General features: G+C 70.4%; 14 protein-coding genes and 4 tRNA genes. 5 read left to right on the plus strand and 13 right to left on the minus strand.

Annotated features, from left to right (window positions below):
* Nucleotides 1-267: 267 nt before the first annotated feature.
* Nucleotides 268-1,098, plus strand: coding sequence for a glutamate racemase (gene murI / locus D3A59_RS02945; protein ID WP_240635915.1), 831 nt, complete (start codon nt 268-270; stop codon nt 1,096-1,098).
* Between the two features lie 16 nt (nt 1,099-1,114).
* Here the strand turns inward: murI and D3A59_RS02950 are convergent, their stop codons facing one another.
* Complete coding sequence (locus tag D3A59_RS02950; protein ID WP_119153439.1) at nt 1,115-2,413, minus strand: MFS transporter; 1,299 nt, start codon at nt 2,411-2,413, stop codon at nt 1,115-1,117.
* Nucleotides 2,414-2,677: 264 nt separating this feature from the next.
* Between D3A59_RS02950 and D3A59_RS02955 the strand changes: the two genes are divergently transcribed.
* Nucleotides 2,678-2,917 (plus strand): hypothetical protein, encoded by a 240-nt coding sequence (locus D3A59_RS02955; RefSeq protein ID WP_119153440.1) that lies wholly within the window; start codon nt 2,678-2,680, stop codon nt 2,915-2,917.
* A gap of 165 nt (nt 2,918-3,082) precedes the next feature.
* Here D3A59_RS02955 and D3A59_RS02960 read toward each other — a convergent pair.
* From D3A59_RS02960 to D3A59_RS03005, 10 genes are all read right to left on the minus strand, one after another.
* A tRNA-Leu gene (locus tag D3A59_RS02960) sits at nt 3,083-3,168 on the minus strand.
* Nucleotides 3,169-3,230: 62 nt separating this feature from the next.
* Nucleotides 3,231-3,304 (minus strand) — tRNA-Cys (locus D3A59_RS02965).
* A 77-nt stretch (nt 3,305-3,381) separates the two neighbouring features.
* A tRNA-Gly gene (locus tag D3A59_RS02970) sits at nt 3,382-3,457 on the minus strand.
* 93 nt (nt 3,458-3,550) lie between these two features.
* Nucleotides 3,551-5,968: an endopeptidase La gene (gene lon, locus D3A59_RS02975; RefSeq protein ID WP_119153464.1), complete on the minus strand. Its 2,418-nt coding sequence runs from the start codon at nt 5,966-5,968 to the stop codon at nt 3,551-3,553.
* Nucleotides 5,969-6,087: 119 nt separating this feature from the next.
* Nucleotides 6,088-7,359 carry an ATP-dependent Clp protease ATP-binding subunit ClpX gene (gene clpX / locus D3A59_RS02980; protein WP_119153441.1) on the minus strand — a complete coding sequence of 424 codons (1,272 nt, stop codon included), beginning with the start codon at nt 7,357-7,359 and terminating at the stop codon, nt 6,088-6,090.
* Between the two features lie 386 nt (nt 7,360-7,745).
* Nucleotides 7,746-8,354 carry an ATP-dependent Clp endopeptidase proteolytic subunit ClpP gene (gene clpP / locus D3A59_RS02985; protein ID WP_119153442.1) on the minus strand — a complete coding sequence of 203 codons (609 nt, stop codon included), beginning with the start codon at nt 8,352-8,354 and terminating at the stop codon, nt 7,746-7,748.
* A gap of 149 nt (nt 8,355-8,503) precedes the next feature.
* Nucleotides 8,504-9,817: a trigger factor gene (tig, locus tag D3A59_RS02990; RefSeq protein ID WP_119153443.1), complete on the minus strand. Its 1,314-nt coding sequence runs from the start codon at nt 9,815-9,817 to the stop codon at nt 8,504-8,506.
* A gap of 22 nt (nt 9,818-9,839) precedes the next feature.
* Nucleotides 9,840-9,926, minus strand: a tRNA-Leu gene (locus D3A59_RS02995).
* 74 nt (nt 9,927-10,000) lie between these two features.
* A complete protein-coding gene (locus D3A59_RS03000; RefSeq protein ID WP_119153444.1) occupies nt 10,001-13,153 on the minus strand; it encodes an efflux RND transporter permease subunit in 3,153 nt (1,050 codons plus the stop codon).
* A 13-nt stretch (nt 13,154-13,166) separates the two neighbouring features.
* On the minus strand, nt 13,167-14,288 hold the full coding sequence (locus D3A59_RS03005; protein ID WP_119153445.1) for an efflux RND transporter periplasmic adaptor subunit: 1,122 nt from the start codon (nt 14,286-14,288) through the stop codon (nt 13,167-13,169).
* A gap of 177 nt (nt 14,289-14,465) precedes the next feature.
* Here D3A59_RS03005 and hpnC point away from each other — a divergent pair, with 177 nt between their 5' ends.
* Genes hpnC through hpnE form a run of 3 tightly spaced genes read left to right on the plus strand, consistent with a single transcriptional unit; the run spans nt 14,466 to nt 17,459 of the window.
* Nucleotides 14,466-15,299: a squalene synthase HpnC gene (hpnC, locus tag D3A59_RS03010; protein ID WP_119153446.1), complete on the plus strand. Its 834-nt coding sequence runs from the start codon at nt 14,466-14,468 to the stop codon at nt 15,297-15,299.
* Nucleotides 15,300-15,345: 46 nt separating this feature from the next.
* Nucleotides 15,346-16,182 carry a presqualene diphosphate synthase HpnD gene (gene hpnD, locus D3A59_RS03015; RefSeq protein ID WP_119153447.1) on the plus strand — a complete coding sequence of 279 codons (837 nt, stop codon included), beginning with the start codon at nt 15,346-15,348 and terminating at the stop codon, nt 16,180-16,182.
* Nucleotides 16,146-17,459 carry a hydroxysqualene dehydroxylase HpnE gene (hpnE, locus tag D3A59_RS03020; RefSeq protein WP_336470398.1) on the plus strand — a complete coding sequence of 438 codons (1,314 nt, stop codon included), beginning with the start codon at nt 16,146-16,148 and terminating at the stop codon, nt 17,457-17,459. The genes hpnD and hpnE overlap by 37 nt, the downstream gene beginning before the upstream one ends.
* A gap of 48 nt (nt 17,460-17,507) precedes the next feature.
* Here the strand turns inward: hpnE and D3A59_RS03025 are convergent, their stop codons facing one another.
* Together D3A59_RS03025 and D3A59_RS03030 are read right to left on the minus strand one after the other, a co-directional pair.
* Complete coding sequence (locus D3A59_RS03025; RefSeq protein ID WP_119153448.1) at nt 17,508-17,993, minus strand: host attachment protein; 486 nt, start codon at nt 17,991-17,993, stop codon at nt 17,508-17,510.
* Nucleotides 17,994-18,203: 210 nt separating this feature from the next.
* Nucleotides 18,204-19,328, minus strand: a complete 1,125-nt coding sequence (locus D3A59_RS03030) for a TIGR03790 family protein (protein WP_240635916.1) — start codon at nt 19,326-19,328, stop codon at nt 18,204-18,206.
* Nucleotides 19,329-19,343 lie beyond the last annotated feature (15 nt).

Genomic DNA, 19,343 nt, shown 5'->3' on the forward strand with positions numbered 1-19,343 from the left:
ACCTTCACGTTGTAGTCGACCACGCGCTTGACCGGTACCAGTGCCTTCATGGAACGCTCTCCGTTGAATTGACGTTTACGTAAACGTCCTATTCTAGGGCGGCGTCCCGACGCTGGGCACCGCAAAAATAGAACGACCGTTCGATTCTAGCGGAAGCATGTCACGCCGTGCCAAGCCTGCCGAGCCCGCAGTCGCATTCCCGCCCCGCGGCCTGCCGACGCCGCCCCCCTGCGCTGCTAGACTGCCGCGCCACCTTCGCGACCGCCGATGCGCACCGAGCCCCCGACCTCCGCCGCCGCCCGCCCCGAACCGATGACGGTCGGGGTGTTCGACTCGGGCGTGGGCGGGCTGTCGGTGCTGCGGGCGCTGCACCGCGAGCTGCCGGGCGCGCGCCTCGTCTACGTCGCCGACTCCGGCTACGCCCCCTATGGCGAGCGCCCGCGCGACTACGTGCTGCAGCGCAGCCAGGTCCTTACCGAGTTCCTGCAGGCGCAGGGCGCGCGCGTGATCGTCATCGCCTGCAACACCGCGACGGCGGCTGCCGGGCAGTGGCTGCGCGAGCACTACCCCGACACCTGCTTCGTCGGCGTCGAGCCGGGCCTCAAGCCTGCCGTTACCGCGAGTCGCAATCGCATCGTGGGCGTGATGGCGACACAGGGCACGCTCGCGAGCGAGAAGTTCCAGGCGCTGCGCCGCCCGCTCGAGGCACAGACGCGCATCGTCACCCAGGCCTGCACCGGCCTCGCGGGCGCGCTCGAGCGCGGCGACCCGCAGGCAGGCGAGGTGCAGGAGCTGGTGCGGCGCCACTGCGCGCCCTTGCGCGAGGCCGGCGTCGACACCGTCGTGCTCGGCTGCACGCACTACCCCTTCGCCACCGACGCGATACAGCGCGAACTCGGCCCCTCGGTGCTGCTGATCGACACTGCCGAGGCGATCGCGCGCCACACGGTGACGCAGGTGAGGCGCGTGCACGGCGCCCTGCCCTCGCCCGATGCGCCGGACGGCGTGAGCGCCTACACGAGCGGCCCAGTGGCGGTGCTCGAGAAGATCGCCGAGGCCTGGCTCGACTTCCCGATGTCGGTGCAGGCCCTGCCCTGAGCCGCGTCCGCGTCGCTCAGGCGGCAGCCTGGGCCGCCGCGCGCTGCCCGCGCGCGACGTCGAGCGGCCGCAGCATCAGCAGCGCGAGCACGAAGAAAGCCGCGGTCGACAGGATCGCGAGGCGATGGTTGCCGGCGGTCCACCAGGTCACGAGCCCGTAGGTCACCGGCCCGAGGATCGACGCCAACCGCACCGCGAAGGTCCACAGGCCGAAGAACTCCCCGAGGTGCTGCGGCGGCGCGAGCAGCCCGGTCAGCGCGCGGCCGGCCGACTGGCTCGACCCCATGCACAGGCCGGCGAGCAGCGCCGCGATCCAGAACAGCCAGGCCGAGGTGGCCGCCACGGCGAGCCCCGCCATCACCACCCAGCCGACGAGCGTCAGCGCGAGGGCGCGCTTGTGCCCGCTGCGGTCCTGCAGGTAGCCGAAGCCGAAGGCGCCGGCGGCCGACGCGAGGTTGACGACGAAGACCAGCGCCATGGTTTGCGCCTGCCGGAAGCCGAGCACCTGCTCGGCGTAGACCGCCGCGAGCGCGACCACCACCGCGATGCCCGCCTGGTAGCAGGCGGTGCAGGCAAGCAGGATCAGGAAGTCGCGGTAGGAGCGCACATGGCGCCAGGTGGCGGCAAGGCGTCGCCAGGAGGCCCGCCAGCCCGCATCGCCGCGCGCCTGCGGCACCGCCCGCTCGCGCAGCAGCGCGAAGGTGGCGAGCGAGGCCGCGCCGTAGACGGCGCTGGTGATGAGCATCGTCACCGGCACGAATTCGGTGGCGGGCAGGCCCTGCGCCTGTGCCCACAGCACGTAGCCGAGGCTCAGGCCGAGCGAGAGCATGCCGCCGAAGTAGCCGAGGCTCCAGCCCCAGCCCGAGACGCGGCCCATCGAGTCGGGTCGCGCGAGCTCCGGCAGGAAGGCGGCGATCAGCGATTCGCCGCAGGCGTAGAAGGTGTTGGACAGCACGATCGCCGCCACCGCGAGGCCGACGTCCCCCGCCTTCACGAAGGCCAGCGCCAGCGTGCCGGCAACGCAGCCGGCAGTGGTGAAGGCGAGCAGCCGCTTCTTCGCGGCATGCAGGTCGGCATAGGCGCCGAGCGCCGGCATCAGCACCATCGTGATCGCGCTCGACGCGGCCAGCGCCGAGGTCCACGCCAGCGTCGCCCAGGGTGCGTTGCCGGCCACGACGCCGACGAAGTAGGCGTTGAACACGGCGGTGAGCACGACCGTCGTGTAGCCGGAGTTGGCGAAGTCGTACATCGCCCAGCCCCACACCTCGCGCGGGCGCACGCCCTCGTTGAGCGCCGCCCTTGCACTTGCGTCCATCCCGCCTCTCCCGGGCGCTGCCGCCCTCCTCGCCGCGGCGCATGATGCCAGAAGGCGGGACCCGCAGGACCGCGATGCGCGGTCACAGGTCTCGCTCCCGGGGCCACCGCCGGGCTGCAAGGCCGGCCCCGGGAGCCGTGGCTTCGACGATGAACTCACGACACTTCTCGATGCGATTCCCCGGTGCAACCCTGTTGCGCCGCCCGCTTCCTGACGCCATGCTTACGATCAAACGAGGCGAATTACATCGATTGGAGGAGCGACATGAGCACGACAGTGGAGTTCTCGAAGCCTGTGGTGATCGACGAGGGCATCGCCTTCTGCGTGCGTCTGGCCGACGGGACCCGGCGCATCGCGGTCGCCACCAAGGCCCGCCTGGGGCTCAGCGAGGAGGCGCAGGGCCTGGCGCTGCTGGCCGCCTTCGTCCAGGCGTCCATCGCGCTCTGCGCGGAAGCCGCCCTGCTGGTGCAGTCCGGGGCGGTGGGGCCGGTCCTCTACCTCTGAGGAGGTCGCGCCCGGTGACGGCAGCGGGAAGCCCGCTGCAGCCGAGCCGAGGGCAGGCGCGCCAAGCGTGCCGGCTAACCCGGAAGCGTCCGGGGAGGACCGAGGTATCGAAGGGGGGAACCGGAGCCGGGCGCGCAGGTTCAGCGCGCCAGGTGACACGCCATGTGCCCGGAACCGGAATCGAACCGGTACGACCCTTTCGGGTCGGCGGATTTTAAGTCCGCTGCGTCTACCTGTTTCGCCATCCGGGCGGATGGGGCTCCCGATCGAAGGGACGGGCAAGAAAAAGCCCCGTCGAGCGGGGCTTTTCAACTGGAGGCGCGGGGCGGAGTCGAACCGCCCTGGATGGATTTGCAATCCACTGCATAACCGCTTTGCTACCGCGCCGCGTGCCCTTCTTCTCTCCGGTGCGGGACTGCGGCACCGGAAAAAAAGGGAAGCTTTGGCTTCCCTTCTTTGGAATCTGGAGCGGGAGACGAGTCTCGAACTCGCGACCTCAACCTTGGCAAGGTTGCGCTCTACCAACTGAGCTACTCCCGCATCGCTTCAACGTTTCGCTTCTGCGTCGCGCTGAAGCCGCTATTCTAGGACGACTTCAGCGCGGTGCGCAAGAGCTTTCGCGAAGTTTTTTCGTCAGTGCTTCATGACGTCGGTCTGCACGGCAGGAGCGTCCTTGGCGCCATCGACCACCTTGGCGGGCTCCTCCTCGGGCAGCGGCTGCGGTAGGGTCTCGAGCGCGACCTCGAGCACCTTGTCGATCCACTTGACCGGCACGATCTCGAGATGGTTCTTCACGTTCTCGGGAATGTCCTGCAGGTCCTTGACGTTCTCCTCCGGGATCAGCACCGTCTTGATGCCGCCCCGGTGGGCCGCCAGCAGCTTCTCCTTCAGGCCGCCGATCGCCGTGACCTCGCCGCGCAGCGTGATCTCGCCAGTCATCGCCACATCCGCGCGCACCGGGATGCCGGTGAGCGCCGACACGAAGGTGGTAGTCATCGCGATGCCCGCGCTCGGGCCGTCCTTGGGCGTCGCGCCGTCGGGCACGTGGATGTGGATGTCGCGCTTCTCGAACATCTCGTCCTTGATGCCCAGCAGGCGGGCGCGGCTGCGCACCACCGAGCGCGCGGCCTCGACCGACTCCTTCATCACGTCGCCGAGCTGGCCGGTGCGGATGATGTTGCCCTTGCCCGGCATCACCGCCGACTCGATCGTCAGCAGGTCGCCGCCGACCTCGGTCCACGCGAGACCCACCACCTGGCCGACCTGGTTCTCGCGCTCGGCCTGGCCGTAGCTGTAGCGGCGCACGCCCAGGAAGTCGTGCAGGTTCTCGTCGGTGACGACCACCGTGCCCTCGTACTTCTTAAGCGCCAGGCCCTTGACCACCTTGCGGCAGATCTTCGAGACCTCGCGCTCGAGCGAGCGCACGCCGGCTTCCCGCGTGTAGTAGCGGATGATGCCGCGCAGCGCGCCTTCGGTGACGTCGAGCTCCTCGTCCTTCACGCCGTTGTTCTTGCGCTGCTTGGGCAGCAGGTAGCGCTGGGCGATGTTGACCTTCTCGTCCTCGGTGTAGCCCGAGAGCCGAATGACCTCCATCCGGTCCAGCAGCGCCGGCGGGATGTTCAGCGAGTTGGACGTCGCCACGAACATCACGTCGCTCAGGTCGAAGTCGACCTCGATGTAGTGGTCGCTGAAGGTGTGGTTCTGCTCGGGGTCGAGCACCTCGAGCAGCGCGCTCGACGGATCGCCCCGGAAGTCCATGCCGAGCTTGTCGATCTCGTCGAGCAGGAACAGCGGGTTGCGCGTGCCGACCTTGGTCAGGCTCTGCAGCACCTTGCCCGGCATCGAGCCGATGTAGGTGCGGCGGTGGCCGCGGATCTCCGCCTCGTCGCGCACGCCGCCGAGCGCCATGCGCACGAACTTGCGGCCCGTGGCGCGGGCGACGGACTGGCCGAGCGAGGTCTTGCCCACACCCGGGGGACCGACCAGGCACAGGATCGGCGCCTTGACCTTGTCGACGCGCTGCTGCACCGCGAGGTACTCGAGGATGCGGTCCTTGACCTTCTCGAGGCCGTAGTGGTCCTCGTTGAGCACCTCCTCGGCATGGCCGAGGTCGTGCTTGATCTTGGTCTTCTTCGCCCAGGGCAGGTTGACCAGCGTGTCGATGTAGTTGCGAACGACCGTGGCCTCGGCCGACATCGGCGACATCAGCTTGAGCTTCTTGAGCTCGGCATCGGCCTTCTTGCGCGCCTCCTTGGGCATGCGCGCAGCCTGGATCTTCTTCTCGAGCTCCTCGAGATCGGCGCCCTCCTCGCCCTCGCCGAGCTCCTTCTGGATGGCCTTGACCTGCTCGTTGAGGTAGTACTCGCGCTGGCTCTTCTCCATCTGGCGCTTGACGCGGCCGCGGATGCGCTTCTCGACCTGGAGGATGTCGACCTCGTGCTCGAGTTGCTCGAGCAGCCGCTCCATGCGCGCCGACACCGACACCATGTCGAGGACGGCCTGCTTGCTCTCGAGCTTGAGCGGCAGGTGCGCGGCGATGGTGTCGGCCAGTCGGCCGGCGTCGTCGATGCCGGCGATGGAAGTGAGGATCTCGGGCGGGATCTTCTTGTTGAGCTTGACGTACTGGTCGAACTGCTGCGTGACCGCGCGGCGCAGCGCCTCGATCTCGGACGAGCCGGCGTCCTCGGGCGGCACCGGCTTGACCTGGGCGGTGAAGTGCTCGCCGTTGTCATCGATGCTCACGGTGCGTGCCCGCTGGATGCCCTCGACCAGCACCTTCACGGTGCCGTCGGGCAGCTTGAGCATCTGCAGGATGCTGGAGACGCAGCCGACCTCGAACATGTCCTCGGGCTTGGGCTCGTCCTTGCCGGCGGCCTTCTGGGCCACCAGCATGATCTGGCGGCCGGCTTCCATGGCGGACTCCAGCGCCTTGATCGACTTCGGACGGCCGACGAACAGCGGAATCACCATGTGGGGGAACACCACCACGTCCCGCAGCGGCAGCAGCGGCAGCTGGATCGGATCGGGGGGCAAAACGGGATGTCCGGACATCATGACCTCTCTTTCTCAAGCCGATCTTGGGCCTGAGGCATGGATTGCAAGACAGCCCCACTCAAGACAAAGCGGGTGTGGAGTGGCGCGCCGTCCCGGCCGCGCCACGCGGGAACACGTCAAGCGCTGGCTTTGTGCTCGCGGTAGACGAGCAGCGGCTTGGTGTTTTCCTCGATCGTGTTGTCGTCGACCACGACCTTGGCGACGCCCTCGAGCGCCGGCAGCTCGAACATCGTGTCGAGCAGCGCCTGCTCCATGATCGAGCGCAGGCCGCGCGCGCCGGTCTTGCGGGCGAGCGCCTTGCGCGCGATCGAGTTCAGCGCCGAGGGGCGCACCTCCAGCTCGACGCCGTCCATCGAGAACAGGCGCTGGTACTGCTTGACCAGCGCGTTCTTCGGCTCGGTGAGGATCTGGATCAGCGCGTCCTCGGTCAGCTCGCCGAGCGTCGCGATCACGGGCAGCCGGCCGACCAGCTCGGGGATCAGGCCGAAGCGGACCAGGTCCTGCGGCTCGACCTCGCGGAACAGGTCGGAGACCTTTCGCTCGTCCTTGCTCTTGACGCTGGCGCCGAAGCCGATGCCCGACTTGTCGGAGCGGTTCTGGATGACCTTCTCCAGGCCGTCGAAGGCGCCGCCGCAGATGAACAGGATGTTGGTCGTGTCGATCTGCAGGAAGTCCTGGTTCGGATGCTTGCGCCCGCCCTGCGGCGGCACCGAGGCCATGGTGCCCTCGACGAGCTTGAGCAGCGCCTGCTGCACGCCCTCGCCGGAGACGTCGCGCGTGATCGACGGGTTGTCGGCCTTGCGCGAGATCTTGTCGATCTCGTCGATGTAGACGATGCCGCGCTGCGCGCGCTCGACGTCGTAGTTGCAGTTCTGCAGCAGCTTCTGGATGATGTTCTCGACGTCCTCGCCGACGTAGCCGGCCTCGGTCAGCGTCGTCGCATCGGCGATCACGAAGGGCACGTTCAGCAGGCGCGCCAGCGTCTGCGCGAGCAGCGTCTTGCCGGAGCCGGTCGGGCCGATCAGCAGGATGTTGCTCTTGGCGAGCTCGACCTCGTCCTTGCGGGCGTTGCCGCCCATGTGCTTGAGGCGCTTGTAGTGGTTGTAGACCGCCACCGCCAGCGTGCGCTTGGCGGGGTCCTGGCCGATCACGTACTGGTCGAGGATGGACTTGATCTCGGAAGGCACCGGCAGCTCGCTGCGGGGGGTCTTCGCTTCGCCACCGTCGGCCGGGACTTCGTCACGGATGATGTCGTTGCACAGCTCGATGCACTCGTCGCAGATGAAGACGGACGGGCCGGCGATGAGCTTCTTGACCTCGTGCTGGCTCTTGCCGCAGAAGGAGCAGTACAGGACTTTCTCGCTGGAGGAGCCTTTTTTCTCGGGCATGGTGTCGTTTCCGCGGGGAGAGTTGGGACGATGATAAGTCAAATGAAAAGGGGGCCCCGGACACCCGGAAAGCCCCGCCTTCCGGTCTGATTACTGGCGAAAGCCCGGGTTCCGTCCGGAAGGGCCCTGCGGCCACGAGATGCAAGCAGATGGCGGGCCTGCCCGCCGGGATGCCGCGATGCCGCGAATGCGGGGGTGTCGGTGGGTGGAGTCGGAAGGGAAAAGCCGGCGTGCCGGGTGAGTGGCCCCGCGGCCTGCGCGCCCCGTCTCGCCGCAGCCGGACGGCCGGGGACGGGTCGGGCTGAAGATGTTTCGAGTGGCAACCCCAGGTGTTCCGAGATGCGACCTGCGGGCGCGACGGGGCGGACAGCCGCCCCGCGCGGCGCTCAGCCCCGCTTCTCGATCACCTGGTCGATCAGGCCGTAGTCGCGCGCCTCGTGACCGGACATGAAGTAGTCGCGCTCGGTGTCGTTCTGGATCTTGTCGAGCGGCTGGCCGGTGCGTTCGGCGAGGATCTTGTTCAGGTTCTCGCGCAGGCGCAGGATCTCGCGCGCCTGGATCTCGATGTCGGTGGCCTGGCCCTGCGCGCCGCCGAGCGGCTGGTGGATCATCACGCGGCTGTTGGGCAGCGCGAAGCGCTTGCCCTTGGCGCCGGCGGCGAGCAGGAAGGCGCCCATGCTGGCGGCCATGCCCATGCACAGCGTCGACACGTCGGGCTTGATGAAGTTCATCGTGTCGAAGATCGACATGCCCGCGCTCACCGAGCCGCCGGGGGAGTTGATGTAGAGCGAGATGTCCTTGTCCGGGTTCTCGCTCTCCAGGAACAGCAGCTGCGCGACCACGAGGTTCGCGCTCTGGTCGTTGACGGGGCCGACAAGGAAGATCACGCGCTCGCGCAGCAGCCGGCTGTAGATGTCGTAGGCCCGCTCGCCGCGGCCGGACTGCTCGATGACGATGGGGACCATGCCGAGGTTCTGGGTATCGAGTGCGCTCATTGGAATTGAGTCCTTGGTGTGAACAGTGGCTACCGGACCGATTATGGCGCCGCGGGCAACACGATGCTGACGCCCGGCACAGGCCCGAAAAAACCGCAGGGGCGCTGACCCTCGCGGCCCAGCGCCCCTGCGGCGGACGGCTCAGCCGATCACTGCGCCATCAGCTCGTCGAAGCTCAGCGTCTTGTCGGTGACCTTGGCGCGCGCCAGCACGAACTCGGTGACGTTGTTCTCGAGCACCACCGCCTCGGCCTCGGCCAGGCGCTGCGGCTCGCTGAAGTACCAGCGCACCACCTCTTCCGGACGCTCGTAGCTCTGCGCCAGCTCCTCGATGTGGGCCTTGACCTGCTCGGGCTTGGCCTGCAGTTCGTTGGACTTCACCAGCTCGGCCACCACCAGGCCCAGGCGCACGCGGCGCTCGGCCTGCTCCTGGAACAGCTCGGCGGGGATCGGCGCCTTGTCGGCGTCCTTGATGCCGCGCTGCTGCAGGTCGGCACGGGCGCCCTCGATCAGGCGCTCGACCTCGCCCTGCACCAGGGCCTTGGGCAGGTCCAGCTCGGCAACCTTGACCAGCGCCTCCATCACGGCGGACTTGTTGCGCGCCAGCACGCGGAACTTGACCTCGCGCTCGAGGTTCTTCTTGATGTCGGCGCGCAGCGCCTCGACCGAGCCCTCGGCGATGCCGAGCGACTTGGCGAACTCCTCGTTCACCTCGGGCAGGTTCTGCTGCTCGACCTTGGTCAGCGTGACCAGGAAGTCGGCTTCCTTGCCGGCCACGTCCTTGCCCTGGTAGTCCTCGGGGAAGGTCAGCGGGAAGGTCTTGGACTCGCCCGTCTTCATGCCGGCGACGCCCTTCTCGAAGGCCTCGAGCATGCGGCCTTCGCCGAGGATGAACTGGAAGCCCTGGGCGGTACCGCCCTCGAACGGGACGCCGTCGATCTTGCCCTCGAAGTCGATCGTCACGCGGTCGCCGTCGGTCGCGGCCTCGTCGGCCGGGCGCTGCGAGAAGGTGCGGCGCTGCTTGCGCAGGATGTCGACGGTCTTGTCGATCGCGGCCTCGCTGACCTCGGCGTTCACGCGCTCGACCTCGGCGTTCGACAGGTCGCCGATCTTCACGTCCGGGTAGACCTCGAAGGTGGCCTCGAAGGCGATCTCGCCGTCGTTGGCGGGAGCGCCTTCCTTCTCGGTGATGCTCGGCGCGCCGGCGACGCGCAGCTGCGCCTCGGAGGCCGCCTTGTTGAAGGCCTCGCCGACCTTGTCGTTGAGCACCTCGTACTGCACCTGGTAGCCGTAGCGCTGGTTCACGACGCTCATCGGCACCTTGCCGGGACGGAAGCCGTCGGCCTTCACGGTGCGGGCCAGGCGCTTGAGGCGCGAGTCCACCTCGCTCTTGATCTGATCGGCCGACAGCGTCAGCGTGATCTTGCGTTCCAGTTTGTCGAGGGTTTCAACGTTCACGGCCATGGAGATCTCTCTCGTTTGTATGTGGTGCGCGGGGGGGGACTCGAACCCCCACACCATTGCTGGCGTCAGGACCTAAACCTGGTGCGTCTACCAATTTCGCCACCCGCGCTCGAAGCTCGTCGGACCCTCTCGGGCCCCGGAAGCCGCGCCAAGCGACTCCCCGAATTCGGCAAACCGAAGATTTTAACCTGCTGTCGCGACTTCTTCCGCACCAAAGCGCTTGACGCGAAACCACGCGGCGTACATCGCCGGCAGCGCCAGCAGCGTCAGCGCGGTCGCGACGACCAGTCCGCCCATGATCGCCACCGCCATCGGGCCCCAGAACACGCTCCTCGACAGCGGGATCATGGCCAGCACCGCCGCGGCCGCAGTCAGGATGATGGGGCGGAAGCGCCGCACCGCCGCCTCGACGATCGCGTCCCAGGCCGGCACGCCGCGCGCACGGTCCTGCTCGATCTGGTCGATCAGGATCACCGAGTTGCGCATGATCATGCCCATCAGCGCGATCACGCCGAGCAGCGCGACGAAGCCGAAGGGGCGGCCGAGCAGCAGCAGCGCGCCTGCGACGCCGGCGATGCCCAGCGGCCCGGTCAGGAACACCAGCATCGCGCGGCTGAAGCTGTGCAGCTGCAGCATCAGCAGCGTGAAGATCAGGAACAGCATCACCGGCACGCCCGCGGCGATCGAGCCGGTGCCCTTGCTGCTCTCCTCCACGGTGCCGGCGACGTCGATGCGGTAGCCCGGCGGCAGGTTCGAGCGCAGTTCGTCGAAGCGCGGGTCGAGCGCATTGCTGACGGTGGCCGGCTGCAGCCCCTCGGCGATGTCACCCTGCACCGTGACGGCGTAGTCGCGGCCCTCCCGCCACAGCACGCCCGGCTCCCAGACGAAGCGCGGCGTGGCGATCTGCGACAGCGGGATCGAGCGCCCGGAGGCGGTCGGCAAGTAGGCGTCGGCGAGGTCGCCGAGCGCGTCGCGCTCGGCCTGCGGCTGGCGCAGCACGATGTCGATCAGCCGGTCGCCCTCGCGGTACTGGCCGATGGTCGTGCCGCTGTGCACGGTGCGCGTGGCCTGCGCGATCGCCTGGCTGCTGACGCCGAGCGCGCGCGCCTTGTCCTGGTCGATCTCCAGGCGCATCACCTTGACCGACTCGTTCCAGTTGTCGTTGACGCCGCGCAGGTCGGGATGCGCGAGCATCACCGCCTTGACCTCGTCGGCGATGCGCCGCACCTCGGCGGGCTCCTTGCCGACGACGCGGAACTGCACCGGGTAAGGCACCGGCGGCCCGTTGGGCAGCAGCTTGGCGCGGCCCCGCACCTCGGGGAACTCCTCGGCGAGGATCTCCGGCAGGCGCCGGCGCAGCGCCTCGCGCGCCGCGTGGTCCCCGGGCATCACGATCATCTGGCTGACGTTGGTCTGCGGGAAGACCTGGTCGAGCACCAGCGCGAAGCGCGGCACGCCGGAGCCGACCCAGGTCGTGACGTGCGCCACGCCGGGCTCGCGCATCACGCGCGCCTCGACGCGTCGCGTCACCTCCTCGTTCGCGGCGAAGGAGGTGCCCTCCGGGAACCACAGGTCGACCAGCACTTCCGGCCGGCTCGAATCGGGGAAGAACTGCTGCTGCACGCGGCCCATGCCGGCAAGGCCGAGCAGCAGCGTCGCGAGCGTCAGCCCGATCGTGATCCAGCGGTGCGCGACGCACCAGTTCACGAGGCGGCGAAAGCGCGTGTAGAACGGCGTGTCGAAGAGCTCGTGCGGCTCCTCGCCCGCCACATGGGGCTTGACCTTCAGCAGCCGCGCACCGAGGTAGGGCACGAAGAACACCGACACGAGCCAGGAGATCACGAGCGCCGCGGCCGTCACCGCGAAGATCGCGAAGGTGTACTCGCCCACCGTGGACTTGGCCATGCCGATCGGCAGGAAGCCGACCGCAGTGATCAGCGTGCCGGTGAGCATCGGCATCGCGGTGATCTCGTAGGCGGCGGTCGCGGCGCGCATGCGGTCGTAGCCTTCTTCCAGCTTCCGGACCATCATCTCGACCGCGATGATCGCGTCGTCCACCAGCAACCCGAGCGCGATGATCAGCGAGCCGAGCGAGATCTTGTGCAGCCCGACGCCCCAGTAGTACATCGTCAGGAAGGTGATCGCGAGCACCAGCGGGATCGTGATGCCGACGACGAGCCCCGGACGCACGTCGAGCGTGAAGCCCGCCAGGCCGCGCGCGCCGGGCTTGCGGTGCAGCCCGAGGCTGACGAAGCTGACCGCGAGCACGATCACCACCGCCTCGATCAGCACCTTCACGAACTCGCCCACCGAGCTCGACACGACCGTCGCCTGATCCTGGAACTGGCGCATCTCGATGCCCAGCGGCAGCTCGGCGCGGATGCGCCCGGTGGTGGACTCCAGGGCCTTGCCGAGTGCCACGATGTCGCCGCCTTTGGCCATCGAGACGCCGAGCGCGAGGATCTCCCGGCCCTGGTGGCGCACCTTCGTCGTGGGCGGGTCGACGTAGCCGCGGCGCACCTCGGCGATGTCGCCCAGCCGGAAAGTGTTGCCCGCGGCGCGGATCGGGAAGGCGCGCAGCTCCTCCACCGCGGCGAACTGGCCGCCGACGCGGATCTGCACGTTGTCGGTGGGCGTGTTCACGACGCCGGCGGGCTCGACGGCGTTCTGCTGGCCGATCTGCGCCAGCACCTGGTTGAAGTCGAGCCCGAGCTGCGCGAGGCGCCGGCGCGGGATCTCGATGAAGACCTTCTCCTCCTGCGCGCCGAAGATCTCGACCTTCGCGACGTGCGGCGCCTTCAGCAGCTGCTGGCGCACGCGGTCGGCATGCTGGCGCAGCTCCTCGGCGCTGAAGCCGTCGGTCGACAGCGCGTAGATCGCCCCGTAGACGTCGCCGAACTCGTCGTTGAAGAAGGGGCCGACGACGCCCTGCGGCAGCGTGCCGCGCATGTCGCCGACCTTCTTGCGCGTCGAATACCAGATCTGCGGCAGCGCCGCAGGCGGCGAGTCGTCGCGGACCTGGAAGATGATCAGCGTCTCGCCCGGCTTCGAGTAGCTGCGGATCTTGTCGGCGTAGGGCACCTCCTGCAGCGTGCGCTCGATCTTGTCGGTCACCTGGTCGGCGATCTGCTGCGCGGTGGCGCCGGGCCAGTAGGCGCGCACCACCATCGCGCGGAAGGCGAAGGGCGGGTCCTCGTCCTGGCCGAGCTGGAAGTAGGCGGCGAGCCCGAGCAGCAGCAGCACCACCATCAGGTAGCGCGTCAGCGCCGGATGCTCGAGCGCCCAGCGCGAGATGTTGAAGCGCGAGGGGGCGGAAGCTTGCGGGAGGCTGCTCACGTCGGTCTCCGGATCAGTTCGAGGCGGTCGCCGCGGCGGCCGTGGTTTCCCGGTAGAACTTCACCTTCTGCCCCGGGTTGAGCACGTGCACGCCGGCCGTCACGACCGCCTGCCCCGGCTGCAGCCCGCCGGCCACGAGCGCCTCGTTGCCCTCGACGCCGGCCACCCGGATCTCCTGCGCGCGCACCGTCATCGACGCCGGCTCGACCACCCACACCACCGTCCTGCCCTGCATCTCGCGCAGCGCCGACAGCGGCAGCCGCAGCACGCCCGAGACGGCCGGCAGCGGCACGCCGACGCTGGCGGTCTGGCCGAGCTGCGCCTCGGCGCGGCCGAGGTCGGCCTTCGCGACGAAGGTGCGGGTGACCGGGTCGGCGGCCGCGCCCACCTCGCGGATGCGCGCCTGCACGGCCGGCGCATCCGGCGCATTTCCCAGCCTCACCTGCACCGGCGTGCCCTCGGCCAGCAGGCGGCGCACCAGTGCGACCCGGTCCTCGGGCACCGCGAACACCGCGTCGCGGGGACCGTGGTGCGCGAGCCGCAGCACGGGCGTGCCGGCGGCGACCACCATGCCCGGCTCGGCCTCGACCGCGGTGACGACGCCGGCCGCGTCGGCCACCAGCGCGGCGTAGGCCGCCTGGTTGCCCTGCACGCCGGCCTGCGCGCGCGCCTGGTCGTGCTGCGCCTGTGCGGACTTCAGCGCCGCCTCGCGCCGCTCGAGCTCCGCCGAGCTGATGAAGCCCTGGCGGCGCAACTCGCCGTAGCGCGCGAACTCCGCCTGCACCACCGCGAGGTTGGCCTGCGCGGCCGACAGCGCCGCGCGCGCGGCCTCCTGCCCGAGCCGCAGGTCCTGCGGATCGAGCCGCGCGAGCACCTGCCCGGCCTTGACCGTGTCGCCGAGCCCCGCCGGCCGCTCCACCAGCTTGCCCCCCACCCGGAAGCCCAGCCGCGACTCGGTGCGCGCACGCACCTCGGCCGCGAACTCCGCCTGCGGCGCGACCGAGGCGGCCGCCACGGTGAGCGTGCGCACCGCGCGCACCGGCTCCTCGACGGGCTGCGGCTTCGAGCAGGCGGACAGGAGCGCCGCGACGAGCAGCGTCGACAGCGACAGGGCACGGGGGAAGGACGGGCGCATGGGGATCCTCGGCATCGGCGCGGGAATGCAGCAAAGGCGGGTCGGCAGTCGGGCAGGAGATACTGACTGACCGGTCAGTACTGTATTGAGCCGCTCCCCGGCTGTCAAACCCCTTCGTCGTCCGCACCCTCCGTCGCGAGGGCGGCACCCCGCCCCCCCTCGCCGGCGTGCACGACAATGCCGGCCGTGAGCGTCGACCACTACGAAAACTTCCCCGTCGCCTCGCTGCTGTGCCCGGCAGCGCTGCGCCCTGCCGTCACGGCGCTTTACTGGTACGCGCGCACCGCCGACGACCTCGCCGACGAGGGCGAGGTCGCGCCGCAAGAGCGGCTGAGGGACCTCGCCGCCTACCGCACCGACCTGCTCGCCACCGCGCGCGGCGACGCGCCCTCGCCGCGTTGGGCCTCGGTGTTCGGGCCGCTCGGCGAGGCGCTGCGGCGCCATGCATTGCCGCTGCCGCTGCTGCTCGACCTGCTGAGCGCCTTCGAGCAGGACGTCGTGAAGCAGCGCTACGCCGACCGCGCCGAGCTGCTCGACTACTGCCGCCGCTCGGCCGATCCGGTCGGACGCCTGCTGCTGCACCTCTACGGCGTCGGCGACGCGCTGTCGCTGCGTCAGTCCGACGCGATCTGCAGCGCGCTGCAGCTGATCAACTTCTGGCAGGACCTGAGCGTGGACACCGCGCGCGGGCGGCTCTACATCCCGCTGCAGGATTGCATCGCCTTCGGCGTCGAGGTCGATGCGCTGATGGCACGCGAGAGCACGCCCGCGCACCGCGAGCTGGTGGCCGAGATGGTGGGCTGGGCCCGGCAGCTGATGCTGTGGGGCGCGCCGCTCGCGCGCCGCGTGCCGGGCCGCGCCGGCTGGGAGCTGCGGCTGGTCGTGCAGGGCGGGCTGCGCATTCTTGAGAGAATCGAGGCCCTGCGCTTCGACAGCCTGAGACAACGGCCCGCGCTGGGCCGGGGCGACGTGCCGCTGCTGCTGTGGCGCGCCTTCGCGGCCCAGCCCTGAGCGCATCAGCAGGCCCCGGCACGCTGCAGACAAGAAAGAAAACCGCTTGACACCCGAACAATACGTCCAGGAGCGCGCCGCGCGCAGCGGCTCGAGCTTCTACTACGCCTTCCTCTTCCTGCCGCCGCCGCGGCGCGCCGCGATCACCGCCTTCTACGCCTTCTGCCGCGAGGTCGACGACGTGGTCGACGAGGTGCAGGACCCGGGTGTCGCGCGCACCAAGCTCGCGTGGTGGCAGCAGGAGGTGCGCAAGGCCTTCGCCGGCCAGCCGACCCATCCGGCGATGCAGGCGCTGCTGCCGCACGCGGCCGGCTACGGCATCACCGCCGAGCACCTGCTCGCGGTGATCGAGGGCTGCCAGATGGACCTGGACCAGACCCGCTACCTCGACTACCCCGGCCTGCAGCGCTACTGCCACCTCGTGGCCGGCGTCGTCGGCGAGGTTGCGGCCAACATCTTCGGCCGCACCGAGGCGCAGACCGTGGCCTATGCGCACCGCATGGGCCTCGCCTTCCAGCTCACCAACATCATCCGCGACGTCGGCGACGACGCGCGGCGTGGGCGCATCTACCTGCCGGTCAGCGAGCTGCAGCAGTTCGACGTGAAGGCCCACGAGATCCTCAACCGCGTCTACAGCGATCGCTTCACCGCGCTGATGAAGTTCCAGGCCGAGCGCGCGCACCGCACCTACGACGAGGCGCTCGCGCTGCTGCCCGAGGCCGACCGCGCGGCGCAGCGCCCGGGGCTGATGATGGGCAACATCTACCGCACACTGCTGCGCGAGATCGAGACCGAGAACTTCCAGGTGCTGCACCAGCGCATCTCGCTGACGCCGATCCGCAAGCTGTGGATCGCGTGGCGCACGCAGATGCGCGGGCGCTGAAGGCGATGGGCGCGCGCAAGGTGGCCGTCGTCGGCGGCGGCTGGGCCGGCTGCGCCGCGGCGGTGCAGGCGGTCGAGGCCGGCCACGAGGTGACGCTCTTCGAGATGGCCGGGCATCTGGGCGGGCGCGCGCGGCGGGTCGAGCTCGACGGCACGGCGCTCGACAACGGCCAGCACATCCTGATCGGCGCCTACGGCGAGACGCTCGCGCTGATGCGCCGCGTCGGCGTGGCGCCGGACGAGGCGCTGCTGCGCATGCCGCTGCGCGTGATGTACCCGGACGGCAGCGGGCTGCTGCTGGCCGAGGGCCCGGCGCTGCGCACCTTCCCGCTCGCGGTGCTGCGCTATCCCGGCTGGAGCGCCCGCGAGCGGCTGGCGCTGCTGGCGGCGGCGGGCGGCTGGGCGCTGCGCGGCTTCGGCTGCCGCGCCGGCCTGAGCGTCTCGCAGCTGTGCGCCGCGCTGCCGCAGAAGGTGCGCGCCGACTTCATCGAGCCGCTGTGCGTGGCGGCGCTCAACACCCCGGCGCGCGAGGCCTGCGCGCAGGTCTTCCTGCGCGTGCTGCGCGACGCGCTGTTCTCGGGCCCGGGCTCGTCGGACCTGCTGCTGCCGCGCAGCGACCTCAGCGCACTGCTGCCCGACGCGGCGGCGCGCTGGCTCGAGGCGGCGGGCGCGACGCTGCGGCTTTCGCGCCGCGTGCAGCGGCTGGAGGCGGACGCGGGCGGCTGGCGGGTCGACGGCGAGCGCTTCGACGCGGTGGTGCTGGCCGCCTCGCCGGTGGAGGCGGCGCGGCTCGTCGCGCCGATCGACGCGGGCTGGGCCGCGCAGGCGCGCGCACTGCGCTTCGAGCCGATCGTCACGGTCTATGCGCAGGCCGACGGCGCCACGCTGCCGCTGCCGATGATGGCGCTGCGCGAAGGCCCCGGGGCGCCGGCGCAGTTCGTCTTCGATCACGGCCGACTCGGCGGGCCGGCCGGGCGGCTGGCCTTCGTCGTCAGCGGCGCCTCGGGCTGGCTGGCGCGCGGCAGCGAGGCCACCGCGCAGGCGGTGCTCGCGCAGGCACGCGAGGTGCTGCCGGCCGGCACAGCGCCCCGGCTGCGCCTGCTGCGCACGCTGGTCGAGAAGCGCGCCACCTTCCTGTGCACGCCGGGACTCGCCCGTCCGCCGGCGGCCATCGCGCCGGGCCTGCAGGCGGCGGGCGACTACGTCGCCGGCCCCTACCCCGCGACGCTCGAGGGCGCGGTGCGCTCCGGCAAGCAGGCGGCGCGCGCGCTGACCTGAAGCGGGGCGCGCACCGCTGCCGGGTCGCCCCGCTTGCTCACGCCGGCTTCAGGCCGCGGGAGGACGCGGGAAGAGCCGCTGCGTGATCTCGCTGTTCTGCATGTGGATCAGGTCCTTGTCGATCTCGTCGGTGATCGTGGGCGAGATCTGGTTGTTGATGTACTTGCGCAGCATGCCGAGGAAGCGCGGCGCGGCGACGATGCGCAACTCGTCGAAGCGGCCCTGCTGCCGCGCCTCGGTCAGGTGCTGCACCACCCGCCGCGCGAAGCCCTCGGCCTCCAGGTGCTGGTTGTCCTCTCCGGCCGAGGACGCGATGTTCGCGACGCTGTTGAGCCGGTGGGGCGTGTTCTGCCGGGCGCCGTGGGTGACCCCCGCGGCACGCCGGCCGTAGGCGTCGCGCTGCAGGTCGGACCCGCTCGCATGCGCGTCCGGATCGGTGAGTTCCTCCACGCTTTGCAGTTCGCCCCCACCTTGAGGCCACTCGAGGATACGGGCGATGGCTTCGTCGGCCACCACGACCCAGATCTTCTTCATCGCTGCTCCTTGCTGTCTGTCTCGATGTCGGCGCCCTGCCATCGCGGCCGGCGCCGTTGCGTCTTCTCCCCGGCAACCCGCGTGCCCCGGGCCGGCGCCGTTCTCGGCCGGAGCATGCGCAGACCGCCTCACGCCCGCGGACACCAAGGCACCGTCTGCCGCGTCTGCTGCGACGGCAATCGCGGTGCCCGTGGAAGGGGCTGCGGCGATTCAGGGTGCGGCGAAGGGCGCCGCGAGCGGCTCGCCGATGAAGACGCCCTGCTGCGGCCAGGCCACGCTCTTCCAGTAGGCCTCGATCGCGGTCGCGCCCTGCAGGTAATGCCCGAGCAGGGCCTGCGGGTGAGGAAACTTCTGCAGGTGGTTGCAGGGCTCGCTCACGCTGCCGTAGCTCGCGGTGGCGCCTGCCTCCAGCCAGCGCAGCGCGCTCATCTGCACCCCGCCCTCGAGCCGGCCGCCGCCGCTGGTCAGGTGGTCGGCGAGCGCGCCGGGCAGCCATTTCACCTGCGCCAGCCCCTCGACTTGTGCGGCGCCGGTCTGGTAGAGGATCGCGTTGTCCGGCGGCGCCATCCGCCCCGCGGCCTCGACGCGGATCTCGAGCGGCGGCCGCTCCAGCTGCCGGGGCGCCGGGTAGAGCGCCGCGCGCACGTTGCGCAGCGGGTCGTCGGTGGCGACGAAGTAGGCCTGCGCCCGCGGCGCGCCGACCTGCCGCAGGGCGCCGTCCGAACGCAGGCCGCGCTCGATGAGCGCGCGTGCCAAGGCCGGGTCGCGCGCGGCCAGCAGCATCGTCGGGCGCAGGCCCAGGTCGCGCCAGGGCATCGAGGTCCGCGCGTTGAAGTAGGGCGAGGGCCGCGAGGGGCGGCAGCCGTCCTCGCACAGCCCGCTCTGGTGACCCAGCGTCAGCACCGCGGTCAGCGACTGGCAGTCCACCGCGTAGGGCTGGCTCCACGCCAGCGCGACGGCCTGGATGCGGGGGCCGAAGGCGGCGTCGATGCGCTCGCGCAGCCGCCGGGCGTCGGCCAGCGGGATGCGCGGCGTGCTCGGCAGCTCGACGCGCAGCACCTGCTCCGGCCGCAGGCCGCGCGCCCGCGCGTACATCTCGCCGATGCGCAGCGACAGCGGGTCGGCCGCGTTGACGACCAGCCCGAGCTGCGAGGCGTTCAGCCGTCCCCTCACGAGCGGGATCGGCAGCTGGCGCTGCACGGCCTGCCCGCCCTGCGCTGCCGCAGCCGCCGCAGGCTGCGGCCCGGCTGCGAGCACCCCGCAGGCCATCGCGAGCGCGGCGGCCCGCACGGGCAGCCGCCCTGCTCGCCCGGGGCGTCGGGACAGGGCGTGCATGCGCGGCGCGAAGGC

The organism is Caldimonas tepidiphila (genome assembly GCF_003569765.1).
GTDB classification, from domain to species: Bacteria; Pseudomonadota; Gammaproteobacteria; order Burkholderiales; family Burkholderiaceae_C; genus Caldimonas; species Caldimonas tepidiphila.

Bases quoted from the DNA above. Each gene is read 5' to 3' on its own strand.
- D3A59_RS03005 (WP_119153445.1), bottom strand. From the start codon at position 14,288: ATGCGCCCGTCCTTCCCCCGTGCCCTGTCGCTGTCGACGCTGCTCGTC.
- D3A59_RS03030 (WP_240635916.1), bottom strand. From the start codon at position 19,328: ATGCACGCCCTGTCCCGACGCCCCGGGCGAGCAGGGCGGCTGCCCGTG.
- clpP (WP_119153442.1), bottom strand. From the start codon at position 8,354: ATGAGCGCACTCGATACCCAGAACCTCGGCATGGTCCCCATCGTCATC.
- murI (WP_240635915.1), top strand. From the start codon at position 268: ATGCGCACCGAGCCCCCGACCTCCGCCGCCGCCCGCCCCGAACCGATG.
- D3A59_RS03025 (WP_119153448.1), bottom strand. From the start codon at position 17,993: ATGAAGAAGATCTGGGTCGTGGTGGCCGACGAAGCCATCGCCCGTATC.
- tig (WP_119153443.1), bottom strand. From the start codon at position 9,817: ATGGCCGTGAACGTTGAAACCCTCGACAAACTGGAACGCAAGATCACG.
- lon (WP_119153464.1), bottom strand. From the start codon at position 5,968: ATGTCCGGACATCCCGTTTTGCCCCCCGATCCGATCCAGCTGCCGCTG.
- clpX (WP_119153441.1), bottom strand. From the start codon at position 7,359: ATGCCCGAGAAAAAAGGCTCCTCCAGCGAGAAAGTCCTGTACTGCTCC.
- hpnC (WP_119153446.1), top strand. From the start codon at position 14,466: ATGCCGGCCGTGAGCGTCGACCACTACGAAAACTTCCCCGTCGCCTCG.
- D3A59_RS02955 (WP_119153440.1), top strand. From the start codon at position 2,678: ATGAGCACGACAGTGGAGTTCTCGAAGCCTGTGGTGATCGACGAGGGC.
- D3A59_RS02950 (WP_119153439.1), bottom strand. From the start codon at position 2,413: ATGGACGCAAGTGCAAGGGCGGCGCTCAACGAGGGCGTGCGCCCGCGC.